Origin of the sequence: Shewanella sp. SM95 (assembly GCF_025653595.1) — a bacterium.
GTDB classification, from domain to species: domain Bacteria; phylum Pseudomonadota; class Gammaproteobacteria; order Enterobacterales; family Shewanellaceae; genus Shewanella; species Shewanella oncorhynchi.
In genome coordinates, this window is sequence record NZ_JAKKSE010000002.1 from 313,879 (window position 1) to 329,175 (window position 15,297).

Below are 15,297 nucleotides of genomic sequence, written 5' to 3' on the forward strand. Positions count from 1 at the left end.
GAATGAGGGCTTTTTATTGCGTGATGTTCCGTGGATGACCTAATTAAGGAGTCGATGCGTTAATCGATCGCACGCAAAATGACTTCACTAGCAGCTAACTCAACTGGGCATCACTCACTTACGATCACTAAGCTGAACATCACAACAAACTGTGACTAACGCTGTGCCAGTACATAATCAATGGCGCTGGTGATGGCTGCAACCTGCGCCAGATTACATTCGGCAGGCGTGGCCGTTGGGCTATCTGGGTACACTTCTGTCGTTGTGTTATAGATACAGCCAGTGACACTGCTGCAAAGCCCTAATGACTTAAGCGGATAGTTAATCACCCCGTGCTGCACCACAGTCGAGCCAATGATCTCGCCTTTCTCATCGGCAGGAGCAATGTGCGTCACTTTGCTCACGCCATCAATAATGGCTTTTTGGAAAGCATCCATTGAATGTTCGGTATCACCCACAGCATAAAAACCATCTGGGATAGTTCCTTTGACGTACTCTTTACCATCACGGGCGCAAAGCGCTGGACGAAATTCTAATTCATCTGAATCAGTGGTTTCATGTAAATCCACATGCACATCAAAATCTTGCTCTACGGATGCGACTAAGGCCATCAAGGCCGCCGATTCTTCCGCTGGACTATTGGCATAAAATGAGCGATTAGGATCGATAGCCTTAGGGTTCCAACGGTTGATGGTTTCGTAACCCCAAGGACTCACGCACACGGCGATGACAAGATTGACGCGATCAACATAATGAGCCGCCTTATCCGCTAAAAATGCCAAGGCACCATGAACACCGCTGGTTTCGTAACCGTGCACGCCACCAGTCACGAGCACGGTTGGCTTTTGTGGATCAAACTGCTGGCTTTTTACCGCAAATAATGGGTAACGATCGGCATTAATCGATAAGGCGCCATATTGCACAATGCCAAACCCAAGCGTAGATAGCTTTGCTTCCATCGCCTTGAGTGGCGTCACGACATCGTCCTGATACGAACGCTTGATTTTGGCGCTTGCAAGCCATGCAGCTTTTTCAGCCTCGCCCCATTTTTCGCCTACGGTGCCGATGGGATAAAATGTTAAATTTGCCATAATTCCTCTATTTTTAGTTCTATTCGGTAAAGTTCTTTTTATTCAAGTTCTTTGCACTCTAGTGCTTTCGTTCAAGCTCTTTTCGCTCAAGCTTTTTCGTTGAATTACTATTCAGTCGAATGATAGTGCTCGTGTTCGGATGATAAATGAATACAGTCAACCTAAAGCAATAGCTGCATGGGAATATCACGGATCCCGCCGCGTTCTCGCTCGGGTCCAAGAGGCACAAAGCCAAAGCCTAAGTACACAGCCTGCGCATTCAGCGCCGAGTTCACGGTAAACACCCCCGGATTGCCTTGGGCTAAACATTGAGCTTTGGCATGTTCCCACAGCATTCTCGCCACGCCTTGCCCCTGTGCATGGGAGGCGACAAAAAGATGGTACAAGTGGCTATTCGCCTTCATCCCCACTACGCCTGCGAGTTGGCCTGAGTCCGTTATGGCGACATGGTACTGATAACCCATAGCAAAGTAGCTACCAATCGCCTCTATCGACATGGCATTGACTAAGATTGCAGTGCCCTCAGCAGTGCAAGTTGGGGCGATAAATTCTTGGGTTAATTGAGTGAGTAATACGCTTATTTCAGGGATATCAGTTAAGGTTGCGGCTCGAATTTTCATCTTAACTCCTTGATTAAAAACATTTCATGACACAATAAAAAGCCAGAACAAAGTCTGGCTTTTTAAGATACTGAATCAAAAGGCACTTAATCAAAATACATTTGGTCAGAAAACGCTTAGTTTAAATACAGACTAAAAATACTGTGATTGTCAGTTGAGCATTAAATGACTCGCCGATGATAATCCTATCAGGGCGAGCCTTGCTTCTATGGGCTTTCGTCGCTGCAAAGCCCATAAACGCACTGGTCGTTATTGCTTAGTCCAGCGATCCATCCAACCGAAGACATTAGCATACCATTGCTCTAAGTTTTCAGGTTTTAAGATCCAATGGTTTTCATCAGGGAAAATCAATAACTCAGATGGGATCCCTTTGCGCTGCATAAAACTGAATGCCGCTAAACCTTGACCATAAGGGACGCGGAAGTCCTTCTCACCGTGGATAACCAGCATGGGTGTTTTCCAGTTTTCAACATAATTCACTGGGTTAAACTTCTCATATAACGCTTTGTTATCTGAATAAGTGCCACCAAACTCATGCTCTGCGAACCACACTTCTTCGGTCACGTAATACATAGAACGCATATCGAACAGACCCGCGTGGTTAACTAAGCACTTGAAACCGTCGTTCCAGTTACCTTGGATCCAGTTCATCATGTAGCCGCCGTAAGAACCTCCGAGCGCACAGGTGTTTTGCGGATCGAGCCATTTTTGTTGCTGGCTCACCGCTGCTAGGCCTTTTTGCAGATCTTCTAATGGCTTACCACCCCAATCTTGGCTGATTGAATCAGTAAAGGCTTGGCCGTAACCGGTAGAGCCGTGGAAATCCACCATGACGACGCCATAACCCGCACCCGCCCATAATTGGGCATTCCAACGACCACTGAAGGCATTACCAAATGAACCTTGCGGCCCACCGTGAACGAGATAGGCAATTGGGTATTTTTTCCCTTCTTGGAAATTCGCCGGTTTGATCCAGTAACCGTAAACGTCTTCGTTATTCCAACCTTTAAAGCTGAACTGTTCAAACTTACCAAACTTGATCTCGGCCAATTTGTCTTTATTCACTTCGGTTAGACGTTTAAGCCCTTCACCTTCAGTCGTAATGCTATAGAGATCGCCCGGTTCAACTAAGGTTTTGCTATCGAAAATCAGTTGTTCGTTAGTGACCGCAATTAAACTGTTCGTACCATCACTGTAGACAGAACGCACATCGCCAAATTGGGTATTCACTTGGAAAATAGAGACTTGACCTAAGTCTTGTGCCGTCACATACAAGGTACGATTGTCAGGAGCAAACATCAGTGAGCTTGGGCTGCGATCCCATAATGGCGCCACTTCTTTGGTTTGGCCTGTGCTAGTATCGCGCAGCATAATGCCGTAGCGATCTGCTTCAAAACCCGGTTTTTTCATCGCTAAATAGGCCATGTAACGACCATCGCTCGAAAATGTTGGTTGCGCATCCCATGCAAGATTGTCTTTAGTTAAGTTAGTTGCGGTGCCGCCAGTGACGGGCACTTGCCACAAATCATAGTTAGTGGTCCAAGCTTGATCTTTGCTGGGGGCTTTCGCGCTATAAACCACAAACTTACCGTCTGGGGTGAAGGTCACTTCTTCCATACCCGAGAAAGGTTTTGGCGGCGTTTCAGTATCTAAACCTTGAGTCACATCCACTACTTTAGTGAGTTTCTCACCGTTTACCGCACCAACAAATAAATGGTTACGGGCGTGGTCTTCCCACGTATCCCAATGGCGAACCATTAACTGCTTGTATTCACGGCCAGTCGATTTACGCTCAGCTTCGGCGGTAAATTTATCCTTTGAGCAAGCTAAGTCCTTACACTCGGGGAATACCCGCATGCTGAGTACAACTTGTTTACCGTCGTTTGATAATTTATAGCCATCAATATCCAAAGGTAAATCAGAAACTTGTACCGCTTCACCGCCCGTTAATGGCAGTTGAAATAACTGGCTTGAACCACTGCGACTAGCAAGGAAATAAATCGACTTGTCGTCATTGGCGAAGCTCACATCGTGCTCTGTGCCCGTGGCAGAGGTCAATTGCAGTGGTTTCGCCTTCGTGTCTATCAAATCTAATAGATACAGATCCGAGCTGGCCTCTCCTTTATCGTTTACCGTTTTAAGACCATAAACTAATTTAGTGCCATCGTGGGACACAGTCGCAGAGTGCATCTTATTGAGTTTAATGAGTTGTTGCACAGTAAAAGGCGTTGGATCGGCCGCTTGGGCTGATAACGCCAGTCCTGCAGCGCCGAGCGCCAATAGGAGAGGAGCTATTTTCATTGTTATGTCCGTTTTTGGTTAAACTGGTTCGATAGTTGCGCCAATCATTGCAAGGGTTCTACTGAAATTGCAATAGTTCTACTGAGTTGCAACCGCACGAATGTTAAAAAACGATCTGAGATCGTATCTTTCGAAGATAAGCTTGCCACACTATCGAAACAAAAACGCTCAGGCAAGCCAAATGGCGAACCTGAGCGTATTTTTTTGTGACAAAATGTCAGTGGCGCAACGTTTTACCTCAAGAACAGATATCAGAACTCAAACTTAAGCTGTTTTGCTTAAAAAGCCATCAAGTTCAATCCGCTGCATCCCAACCTTTACGCTTTCGCGTTAGCAATATTCACTTTCCAAATTGCTGGGCCAGTTTCATGGGCGTTCACACCATGTGAATCCACAGCCACAGTCACTGGCATATCTTGCACATCAAACTCGTAAATCGCTTCCATGCCCAAATCAGCAAAGGCCACGACGCGAGAATGTTTAATCGCTTTAGACACTAAATACGCAGCGCCGCCAACGGCCATCAGATATACCGCTTTGTGTTTTTTGATCGATTCAACTGTCGCAGGGCCGCGCTCAGCTTTACCTATCATGCCCATCAAGCCAGTTTTCTCTAACATTAAGTCAGTGAATTTATCCATACGAGTTGCTGTGGTTGGGCCCGCAGGGCCGACAACTTCAGTACCCACTGGATCAACTGGGCCAACGTAGTAAATAAACTTACCGGTAAAGTCCACGCCTTCTGGCAGACCTTCACCGCTTTCAATCAGGCTTTGAATGCGCTTATGGGCAGCATCGCGACCTGTGAGCATTTTACCGCTCAGCAGAATGGTTTCACCGCTCTGCCACTGCTCGATATCCGCTTGAGTGACAGTATCTAAGTTAACGCGGCGCACATCATCACCCACTTCACGGGTAATTTCTGGCCAATCGGCCAATGATGGCGGCGTTAATTCCGCAGGACCTGAACCGTCTAAATGGAAATGTACGTGGCGTGTGGCCGCGCAGTTCGGGATCATCACCACAGGCTTTGACGCCGCGTGGGTAGGCGCCGATTTGATTTTAACGTCTAATACTGTGGTTAAACCGCCAAGACCTTGTGCACCTATACCTAAGTTGTTCGCGCGCTCAAAAATGTCTAAACGCAGCTTTTCTTCGGTCGTTTGCGCGCCACGGGCCATCAACTCATGGATATCTACACTTTCCATCAGTGCTTCTTTGGCTAATACGGCCGCTTTTTCCGCCGTGCCGCCGATGCCTATACCCAGCATACCCGGTGGACACCAGCCCGCCCCCATAGTCGGTAGCGTTTTTTCTACCCATGCAGCGATATCGTCAGATGGGTTTAACATCACCATCTTAGCTTTGTTTTCACTGCCGCCGCCTTTGGCTGCAATCGCCACTTCGATGTGGTTGCCAGGCACCATGTCGATATGCACCACAGATGGGGTGTTATCTTTGGTATTTTTACGGCTGCCCGCAGGATCTGACACTATTGATGCGCGCAGTGGGTTATCAGGATTGGTATAGGCACGACGAACACCTTCGTCGACCATTTCCTGAATCGTCATATCGGTTTTGTCCCATTGGACACCCATACCCACTTTCACGAAAGTGGTCACAATCCCAGTGTCTTGACACAGAGGACGCTTACCTTCGGCCGACATACGCGAGTTAATTAAGATCTGGGCAATCGCATCCTTCGCCGCCGCACTTTGTTCACGCTCATAAGCTTGGCTCATGGCATCAACAAAATCCTTCGGGTGGTAATAAGAAATGTATTGCAAAGCATCCGCCACACTTTCAATAAAGTCGGCTTGTTTAATCACAGAAGTTTCAGACATTTTATGGTGAGATGACATAGTAGGAGCGCTCCAGCAGCCTTTGCGGCCTAACTTGTTTTTGTTTAATTCTTTCTGGGCCAATATGATACTCTTTCACATCTTTTTGGGCTACATCACATTTTGAATAGGGTTAATCGATGGCAATTAGGGCGTCAAAACAGCTTGCATCACGCCAACTTGACTGGACATTAAGTACCGCAGCACTGTTCGAACACTTTGCAAATGACACTTGGGCAATTCTGTTAGATTCGGCGAACGCGCCGCATCAAGACGCCAGATTCGACATCATTTGCGCCAATCCTATCGCAACGTTAGTGACTCAGGGCGAGCGTAGCTATATAAAGCTCATCGATACGAGCTTGAGCTTACCCGAGGCAATAGACCCAAACCGTGATCCCTTCGAGTTACTCAACACTTTATTAACCCATTGGTATTCAAAATCTTTTGATTGTGATTTGCCCTTTAGTGGTGGCGCAATGGGCAGTTTTAGCTACGATTTAGGCCGCAGAATTGAATCACTGCCGATAACGGCCAAGCAAGATATACAACTGCCAGAGATGAACATCGGCTTTTACGACTGGGCGTTAGTTTTTGATTACCAAGCCCAGTGTTGGTATTTATTGCACTATTTAGGTGAAGCGGCACTCGACATTGAGTTGAATAAAATTCAAGATAAAATCACTAAAAAGCCAAATTCCGCCGCATTCATGCTCACTAGCCCATGGGCAGCACAAATAGACAAAGCTCAATACACGGCCAAATTTGCAGCAGTTCAAGCCTATTTGCACAGCGGTGATTGCTATCAAATAAATTTAACCCAAAGATTCGAAGCCCATTATCAAGGCGATGAGTGGTCGGCCTATAGCCAACTGCGCAATGCCAATAAAGCGCCCTTCTCGGCCTTTATGCGTCTGCCGCAAAACACGATTTTGTCGATTTCACCCGAGCGCTTTATTCAGCTTCGCGGTGACGATATTCAAACCAAACCTATCAAAGGCACACTGCCGCGTCATACCGATCCCGCATTGGATGTGAAAGCCGCCAATACACTGGCAAACTCACCAAAGGATCGCGCCGAAAATGTCATGATTGTCGATTTACTGCGTAATGATATCGGCAAAGTGGCGGCAGCAGGCTCAGTACGTGTACCGCATCTATTTGAGATTGAAAGTTTTCCTGCGGTGCATCACCTTGTCAGTACAGTAACGGCCAAGCTCGATGCTAAGTACAGCGCCAGCGATTTACTGCGCGCAGCGTTTCCCGGCGGCTCAATTACCGGCGCACCGAAAATTCGTGCCATGGAAATTATCGAAGAGCTCGAACCTTCACGGCGCAGCCTTTATTGTGGTTCTATGGGTTATATCAGCCAAGACGGCCAAATGGATACCAGTATCACCATTCGCACTATTGTGGCCGAACAGGGCAAACTCTATTGCTGGGCGGGTGGAGGCATAGTGGCGGATTCAGAAGTGGATGCCGAGTACCAAGAAACCTTTGATAAGATCAGCCGTATTTTACCTTTGCTTGGCGCTGCGTCACAAAAGCCGTAAGCTTTAATACTAAACAGTCACGAGAACGTCGATGGATCAAGCGGAATTTAGACTCAGATTTAATCTGCACCCGTTAGCGCGGCCAGATCCGGCGGCCTTCCCACACCTTGGACTGCGCAAAGCTGCGGTGTTGATCCCACTGCTGGAGATTAACGGTGAGCTGAATCTAATTTTGACCCAAAGACCTATGCATCTGCGCGCCCATCCGGGGCAGATCAGTTTCCCCGGCGGTAAAATTGAGCCCTATGATATTGATGCGATTGCGGCCGCGTTAAGGGAAGCAGAAGAGGAAATTGGACTCTCAAGGCATAACGTCGACGTGGTGGGCAAGTTTCCAGCCCACAATACCTTCACAGGGTTTGAAATCACTCCTGTGATAGGCATTATCAAGCAGGCATTTGATTTAAAACTCGATCCCGGTGAGGTAGCCGATTGCTTTACCGTGCCATTAAGCTTTTTTATTGAACCGAATAATCGCCACCAAAAACGCTTTTTACGCCAAGGGCGCTATTACAGCGTGCATTTTATTCCCTATCAACAACGGTTTATCTGGGGTGCGACTGCCGCGATTATCGACCATCTGTGCCGCCAATTAAGCATTCCTGCCGATATCCTCTGACTTCACTTGCCATTACTAAACCGCCACAAGCCAACAGGCTAGCTTAAACCACCAAATGGATATACAAACCGGCGACAATAGAGGTTAACAGCAACATGGGAATATTAAACCAATAACCCATACGACTGTGGTGGGCGACATAATAGTTAAACGCTAAACTGACCAAACTAATACCGCCACAAACCCAAATCAAATACTGCAATAATTGGGTTTCATGTGGATCCCAATGGACTCTAAATGTCGCACCACGGGTTAAATAATCGCCAACTTCGCGATCGGGTCTCGCGTCACCAAACACTAATAGCGCATAGACGGCAATTGCCCAGCCTAAAATGGATAAGGCCGCAAGGATAATTTGAAATATTCTAGTCTTGCTCATACCGCCTCCCGCCGTTTAACTCACTATATCGCTCAATATCGATATTATTAACCTCAGGATACCTTTTTCAGCTTGAGAAAAGCCACCAGCAAGGTAATATAAACCTCCAAAATTTTCATATAAAACGTTTCGTTGGAGAATTAAGCAACAATGAGCATTGCATCTGTCGCATCTGTATTTAAAGGTGAGCACGCCGTCGGTTCTAAAGTCACAGTGCGTGGCTGGGTCAGAACCCGTCGTGACTCTAAAGCCGGCATCTCTTTTTTAGCTGTTTACGACGGCTCTTGCTTTAATCCTATCCAAGGTGTCGTGCCCAATAGCTTAGATAATTACGACAACGAAGTGTTAAAGCTGACTGCGGGTTGTTCTGTTGTGATGACAGGCGACGTGGTGGAATCTCCTGGTGCAGGCCAAGCATTTGAGCTGCAAGTGACTGAACTTGAAGTCGCTGGCTGGGTTGATGATCCAGACACTTACCCAATGGCCGCTAAGCGTCATTCAATTGAACATTTACGCGAATTAGCGCACTTACGCCCACGTACTAACATTATTGGTGCCGTTGCTCGCGTACGTAACTGTCTATCCCAAGCGATTCACCGCTTCTACCACGAAGAAGGCTTTATTTGGGTATCGACCCCACTTATCACAGCATCAGATTGCGAAGGCGCCGGTGAGATGTTCCGCGTATCGACCTTAGATATGGAAAACCTGCCGCGTACTGAAGCAGGTAAAGTCGATTACGATAAAGATTTCTTCGGTAAAGAAGCTTTCCTGACCGTATCAGGTCAGTTGAATGCTGAAACCTACGCCTGTGCACTGTCAAAAGTGTATACCTTTGGCCCGACTTTCCGTGCTGAAAACTCAAACACTAGCCGCCACTTAGCGGAATTCTGGATGGTTGAGCCTGAAGTCGCCTTCGCTAACTTAAACGACATCGCAGGCCTTGCCGAAGCTATGTTGAAATACGCATTCAATGCCGTATTGACTGAGCGTATGGACGATTTAACCTTCTTCGCCCAACACGTTGATAAGACTGTGATCGACCGTCTGCAATCTTTCGTTTCAAGCGATTTTGCTCAAGTGGATTACACTGATGCGGTTGAAATTCTGCAAAACTGTGGCAGAACCTTCGAGTTCCCTGTGTCTTGGGGTATCGATTTATCTTCTGAGCATGAGCGTTACTTAGCCGAAGAACACTTCAAAGCCCCTGTGGTAGTGAAGAACTATCCAAAAGATATCAAGGCCTTCTACATGCGCTTAAACGATGACGGTAAAACCGTTGCCGCGATGGACGTGTTAGCCCCAGGTATTGGTGAGATCATCGGTGGCTCTCAACGTGAAGAGCGTTTAGACGTGCTAGATATGCGTCTAGACGAAATGGAACTGAACCAAGAAGATTACTGGTGGTACCGTGATATGCGCCGTTATGGCACAGTGCCACATGCAGGTTTTGGTCTAGGGTTTGAGCGTTTAGTGTCTTACGTGACAGGCGTAAACAACATTCGTGATGTTATTCCTTTCCCACGTGCACCGCGCACTGCGAACTTCTAATCTCCCTTAACTTGGGACTGCATAGCTAAGACATCTCTATTAAGCCTTAGCAAAACGAAAGGAGCTGAATATTCGGCTCCTTTTTTGTTCGTCCGTTTTAGTCACATCATGCGGCAAAAAACCATTAATCCGCCAGACTCAACGCCTGCGCAATATATTCCGCGACTCGCTTGGCAGCAATATCATCGATTGACACCAACTTAATATGACGACGAAATTTGCCACTGCCTTCAAGTACCTGATGTGGATCGCTAAGATTCGCGCCTAAGCTAAACTCCAATGAAACATGCTGTTTATAGGCAAACACACCACCAAAACTGGCTTTGGTGCTAAAGAGTATACCGCCGTACTTAACGGCTTCAGTAATGGCCCGCGACGATGTGGTAGCGGCGGTTTTGACCTCCTGCCTCACCCCCTGCACTATTTCAAACAGACTCGGGCTGATACATAAAATATCTTCTAACAGTTTTTCAAGTTGCGGCTGATCTTCCATCATGATCTCTTTACCTCTCATACAAGCAAGACTATCCCAGCGCGATTGTAGCGCGCTAATCGGACTGAATAACACCCTATTGAAGCATCCCCAAGAAATAGAATAGTGACGTGCAAATAAAAAGGCCAAGCGTGGAGTACGCTTGGCCTTTTGCTGGAGTTGTCCAACTTAGCAAGGCTAAGTCACACGGATTAACACTGTGCCCTAGATTAAAACCCCTTCACACCGGCCATATCAGGGAGATGATGAGCAATCCCCTTGTGGCAGTCGATACAGGTCTTTTCGCCGCTTGCCAGTGATGTTGAGTGCATCTGCGCCGCTCTGGGTGATTGGCGAGTAAAGTCCATGTAAGTGAAGTTATGGCAGTTACGACACTCGAGCGAATCATTGGCCTTTAACCTTGCCCACTCATGTTCTGCCAGTTCACGACGCTTATCTTCAAACTTCTCACGGGTATTAATCGTCCCAAAAACCTTACCCCACACTTCCTTAGATGCCTGCATCTTACGGGCAATTTTATCGGTCCAGTTATGCGGTACGTGGCAATCAGGACACGTCGCCCGCACGCCACTGCGGTTAGTGAAATGAATCGTCGTCTGTAGCTCTTGATAGACGTTATTTTCCATCTCATGGCAACCAATACAGAAAGCTTCTTGGTTGGTCACTTCTAGGGCAGTGTTAAACCCGCCCCAGAAAATCACCCCAGCCACAAAACCACCTAAGGTCAAAAAACCTAAACTGTAATGCACACTCGGACGATTGAGTACCTGCCAGATTTTTTTCAGTTTATCTAACATGCTAACTCCTAGTGTTTTTTCTGCTCAGTGTTGGCTTTGATCAGATGTTCCATATCCACAAAGTCGTTTTCGACCAGTAACTTGGCATCTAACTGCGGCACATGACACTGAGTGCAGAAATAGCGGCGCGGCGATAACTCGGCTAAGAAGTTATTGTCCCTGTCCATAAAATGCGTGACGCTGACCATAGGCGCTTGCGAATCCCCAATGCGGCTACGAGCATGGCAAGCCATACACTTGTTCACTTTAAGATCAAGCTGATAGCCGTCGATCTTGTGTGGGATCACCGGTGGTTGCATGGGATAGCTGCGCACTTCCTTCACATCGGTATTACGCACACTTTGCATCGCAGGTGGCGTAGGCTCGACATTGATAGGCGCTTGGCGCAGGGTATCAATTTTATCTTCGGGTATACTGGCGGCAGACACACTTGTCATGATGAATGAGCCAAATACCAATAAACCGATCGCTGAGACTAATTTTAGGGTTTTCATCGTGTTCTCCTTAAACCTTGACGATCTTCACCGCACACTTTTTAAAGTCAGTTTGTTTTGACAAGGGATCTGTCGCATCTAAAGTGACTTTATTAATGAGCTGGCTAGCATCAAACCAAGGCACGAACACTAAACCCACGGGCGGTTTATTGCGGCCACGGGTTTCGACTCGGGTCTTAATTTCACCGCGACGGGACACCACGCGAATTTCATCGCCACGGCGCAGACCGCGTTTCTTCGCATCTTCGGGGTGCATAAAACATACGGCATCGGGGAAAGCACGATATAACTCAGGCACACGTTGGGTCATAGAACCCGAATGCCAGTGTTCCAACACTCGACCCGTCGACAACCAGATATCATATTCTTCATCGGGCGCTTCTGCGGCAGGTTCATAGGGCAGCGCGAAAATCACCGCACGACCATCGGGATGACCGTAAAACTCAAAGCCCTTACCCGCCTTAACATAAGGATCTGTGCCTTCACGGAAGCGCCACTTAGTTTCTTTACCATCGACCACAGGCCAACGTAGACCATGAGCCTCATGGTAAACATCAAATGGGGCGAGATCGTGGCCATGGCCGCGGCCAAAGGTCGCATATTCCTCGAATAAGCCTTTTTGGACATAGAAGCCAAAATGTTTAGCCTCATCGTTCAAATACTTAGGATCGGCATCCGCAAGCGGAAACTTATCGACATGGCCATTTTGATATAGGACTTCGAAAAGCGTTTTGCCTTTGAACTCTGGATTGGCGGCTAATACGTCCTTTGGCCACACTTCATCTGTGGTGAAACGTTTTGCAAATTCCATCAACTGCCACAGATCCGAATGGGACTCACCCGGTGCCTGTACCATTTGATGCCAGAACTGAGTGCGACGCTCGGCGTTACCGTAGGCGCCCTCTTTTTCCACCCACATAGCAGTGGGCAAAATCAAATCGGCAGCTTGAGTCGTCACCGTCGGATAGGCATCGGACACCACGATAAAGTTGGCAGGGTTACGGTAACCCGGTAAACCTTCTTCATTGATGTTTGGGCCCGCCTGCATATTGTTGTTCACTTGCACCCAGTAACAATTCAAGTCGCCATCTTTTAGACGACGGTTTTGCTCAACGGCGTGATAACCGGGTTTAGGTGGAATAATGCCGCTTGGGATCTTCCAAATGTCTTCGGCATGCTTTCTGTGTTCAGGATTGGTCACGACCATATCGGCGGGTAAGCGATGGGAAAACGTCCCTACTTCACGGGCCGTGCCACAGGCTGATGGTTGACCCGTCAAAGAGAATGGACTGTTACCTGGGGTTGAAATTTTACCCATCAAGAGATGAATGTTATAAATCAGGTTGTTACACCACACACCTCGGGTATGTTGGTTAAAACCCATGGTCCAAAATGAGGTCACTTTGATATCGGGATCGGCATACAGCTTGGCCAGCGCAATCAGTTTATCCTCGGGCACGCCCGACAACTTACTGACTTTTTCGACGCTATAATCCGCCACGAAGGCTTTAAAGGTCTCAAAATCAATTGGGGTTGAATCCCCCGCCGTTTTAACATTTTTCGCTTTTTTCTCAAGGGGATGTGTCGGACGTAAACCATAACCAATATCTGTTGTGCCCTGACGGAAGTTAACGTGTTTCTTCACGAAGTCCCAGTTCACTTTATCATTCTGAATGATGTAGTTAGCTATGTAGTTCAAAATGGCTAAATCGGTTTGCGGGGTGAACACGATCGGCAAGTCGGCCAAATCGAAGGATCTGTGTTCAAAAGTCGACAACACGGCCACTTTTACATGGCTGGCACTGAGACGTCTGTCTGTCACTCGACTCCAGAGGATCGGGTGCATCTCCGCCATATTCGAGCCCCAAAGGACAAAGGCATCGGCGGCTTCCATATCGTCATAGCAACCCATAGGTTCGTCGATACCGAAGGTGCGCATAAACCCGACCACAGCTGACGCCATACAGTGACGCGCATTCGGATCGATATTATTCGAGCCAAAACCCGCTTTCATCAGCTTAACGGCAGCATAACCTTCCCACACTGTCCATTGGCCCGAGCCAAACATGCCCACAGCGGTTGGGCCCTTGGCTTTAATGGTCTCTTTCCATTTTTGCGCCATGATGTCAAAGGCACTGTCCCAACTGATGGGCGAAAACTCACCGTGCTTGTCGTATTTGCCATCTGTCATCCGCAGCATAGGCGTGGTTAAGCGATCGCTGCCATACATGATTTTCGACAGGAAATAGCCCTTGATACAGTTGAGCCCACGGTTCACTTCACTGTTGGCATCGCCATGGGTGGCAACCACTTTGCCGTCGCGAGTTGCGACAATCACGGAGCAGCCCGTGCCGCAAAAACGGCAAGGGGCTTTATTCCACTCTAATTTGGTTTGTTCTGAGCTGGTAATTAAGTTGCTTGCGCCAGCGGGCAAGGCTAAACCAGCGGCGCCTGCCGCGGCAATCACCGCATTGGCCTTAATAAAGTCACGTCTGTTCATATTCATTCTTCACCCTCTTCGAGCACTTCACTCTGGTGGTAAACCATAGTGGCTGATAACACGCCCGGAATGGCATTGATCGCTTCGATACTGTCCATCAAGGCGCGTTGCGTCTCGCCTTCGATCACGACGACCAATTTCACTTCGTTGTTGACGGAAAGTTCGGCATTTTCAATGGTCATTATCTGTTGTCTAACATCTGCCATTTTCTGCGGTAAGACCTGCACCACTAAACTGGTGATATGGAGTTCTTTGCTCATCCGACATTCCACTCTTATTTTTAACTATTTGATGATGTTACGTTTAACCAGCGCCCGGTGGACCCGTCAAAATTTGGCTGAACCAAATAGCAAAGCCCAGACCACTGACCAGTAGTACGGACAATAACGGTGCGAGAAACACGGTTAAAAAGATAAAGATTTTCAGTTCTAAGGATTTTTCTTCTGCGGTGCTAGCACTCATGCATCCTCCAAGAGGTGTGTTCCTGCCACTTTGAATGCGCTGCAAAAAATCGCCAGCGGCAGGTTTAATGTATATCTATTGCATCTTTGGATCACGAAGCGATCATACCTTTTAGTTGTTAACAAAATGTATACCTCCAAATTGGTAAAGCGGATGATGCTTGATCCAGATCATCAATTTGATGTGAGTATTCGTCAGATCTCAGTTTTTAAACGTTTTTTGCAATTACAAGCTAGATGATTGAATTGATTTTATGATTAATAAGCGACTGAAATAGATAAATCACTGCAAGAAAACAACAGAAAAACCGCCAAAAAAACCTGAGTATTCATAAAGGAGTAGGCAATAGAAAGGTGTTAAAACATGCGAGATAACGACTTGATCCCAAAAGAAAGATATTCGGCATAAAAGCATCGCTGCCACCCAGAAAAAGCGCTCATTTCATGGCGCATCACTGGAGGTATATCGCGTGAGCAGAGTAAGCATAGGGAAAATAAAAAACCGAGAAAATAGTTAGTTTTCTCGGTTTATTTAGTCATTTTTTGATCGCGTTATTGTTACATTAATCGGACAAAGGCGCTCAGTTCAACCTTTAC

General features: G+C 47.2%; 14 protein-coding genes. 3 read left to right on the forward strand and 11 right to left on the reverse strand.

Going from position 1 to position 15,297, the window contains the following annotated elements; all coding sequences use genetic code 11:
* Positions 1–155 precede the first annotated feature (155 nt).
* From L5M29_RS04170 to L5M29_RS04185, 4 genes are all read right to left on the reverse strand, one after another.
* A complete protein-coding gene (locus tag L5M29_RS04170; RefSeq protein WP_263166392.1) occupies positions 156–1,091 on the reverse strand; it encodes a M14 family metallocarboxypeptidase in 936 nt (311 codons plus the stop codon).
* Positions 1,092–1,252: 161 nt separating this feature from the next.
* On the reverse strand, positions 1,253–1,711 hold the full coding sequence (locus tag L5M29_RS04175) for a GNAT family N-acetyltransferase (protein WP_263166393.1): 459 nt from the start codon (positions 1,709–1,711) through the stop codon (positions 1,253–1,255).
* 249 nt (positions 1,712–1,960) lie between these two features.
* Positions 1,961–4,012 carry an alpha/beta hydrolase family protein gene (locus L5M29_RS04180; RefSeq protein WP_113939551.1) on the reverse strand — a complete coding sequence of 684 codons (2,052 nt, stop codon included), beginning with the start codon at positions 4,010–4,012 and terminating at the stop codon, positions 1,961–1,963.
* 317 nt (positions 4,013–4,329) lie between these two features.
* Complete coding sequence (locus tag L5M29_RS04185; protein ID WP_113939706.1) at positions 4,330–5,874, reverse strand: fumarate hydratase; 1,545 nt, start codon at positions 5,872–5,874, stop codon at positions 4,330–4,332.
* A 119-nt stretch (positions 5,875–5,993) separates the two neighbouring features.
* Between L5M29_RS04185 and pabB the strand changes: the two genes are divergently transcribed.
* Positions 5,994–7,406: an aminodeoxychorismate synthase component I gene (pabB, locus tag L5M29_RS04190; RefSeq protein WP_263166394.1), complete on the forward strand. Its 1,413-nt coding sequence runs from the start codon at positions 5,994–5,996 to the stop codon at positions 7,404–7,406.
* Positions 7,407–7,437: 31 nt separating this feature from the next.
* Positions 7,438–8,025: a CoA pyrophosphatase gene (locus L5M29_RS04195; RefSeq protein ID WP_263166395.1), complete on the forward strand. Its 588-nt coding sequence runs from the start codon at positions 7,438–7,440 to the stop codon at positions 8,023–8,025.
* Between the two features lie 43 nt (positions 8,026–8,068).
* Here L5M29_RS04195 and L5M29_RS04200 read toward each other — a convergent pair whose 3' ends face one another.
* Positions 8,069–8,404 (reverse strand): hypothetical protein, encoded by a 336-nt coding sequence (locus L5M29_RS04200; RefSeq protein ID WP_263166396.1) that lies wholly within the window; start codon positions 8,402–8,404, stop codon positions 8,069–8,071.
* A 150-nt stretch (positions 8,405–8,554) separates the two neighbouring features.
* Between L5M29_RS04200 and asnS the strand changes: the two genes are divergently transcribed.
* Positions 8,555–9,955: an asparagine--tRNA ligase gene (gene asnS / locus L5M29_RS04205; protein ID WP_263166398.1), complete on the forward strand. Its 1,401-nt coding sequence runs from the start codon at positions 8,555–8,557 to the stop codon at positions 9,953–9,955.
* Between the two features lie 124 nt (positions 9,956–10,079).
* On the opposite strand, the gene L5M29_RS04210 is transcribed toward asnS, so the two are convergent.
* The 6 genes from L5M29_RS04210 to L5M29_RS04235 all read right to left on the reverse strand — a co-directional run bounded on the left by L5M29_RS04210 (position 10,080) and on the right by L5M29_RS04235 (position 14,701).
* Positions 10,080–10,451 (reverse strand): DUF1801 domain-containing protein, encoded by a 372-nt coding sequence (locus L5M29_RS04210; protein ID WP_263166400.1) that lies wholly within the window; start codon positions 10,449–10,451, stop codon positions 10,080–10,082.
* A gap of 206 nt (positions 10,452–10,657) precedes the next feature.
* Positions 10,658–11,245, reverse strand: a complete 588-nt coding sequence (locus tag L5M29_RS04215) for a cytochrome c3 family protein (protein WP_028760143.1) — start codon at positions 11,243–11,245, stop codon at positions 10,658–10,660.
* Between the two features lie 8 nt (positions 11,246–11,253).
* Positions 11,254–11,739 (reverse strand): nitrate reductase cytochrome c-type subunit, encoded by a 486-nt coding sequence (locus tag L5M29_RS04220; RefSeq protein ID WP_028760144.1) that lies wholly within the window; start codon positions 11,737–11,739, stop codon positions 11,254–11,256.
* A 10-nt stretch (positions 11,740–11,749) separates the two neighbouring features.
* Entirely contained in the window at positions 11,750–14,239 is a 2,490-nt protein-coding gene (gene napA / locus L5M29_RS04225) for a nitrate reductase catalytic subunit NapA (protein WP_263166573.1), read from the reverse strand.
* A 2-nt stretch (positions 14,240–14,241) separates the two neighbouring features.
* Positions 14,242–14,499 (reverse strand): chaperone NapD, encoded by a 258-nt coding sequence (locus L5M29_RS04230; RefSeq protein ID WP_028760146.1) that lies wholly within the window; start codon positions 14,497–14,499, stop codon positions 14,242–14,244.
* A 43-nt stretch (positions 14,500–14,542) separates the two neighbouring features.
* Positions 14,543–14,701 carry a nitrate reductase gene (locus L5M29_RS04235; RefSeq protein WP_028760147.1) on the reverse strand — a complete coding sequence of 53 codons (159 nt, stop codon included), beginning with the start codon at positions 14,699–14,701 and terminating at the stop codon, positions 14,543–14,545.
* Positions 14,702–15,297: the final 596 nt, after the last annotated feature.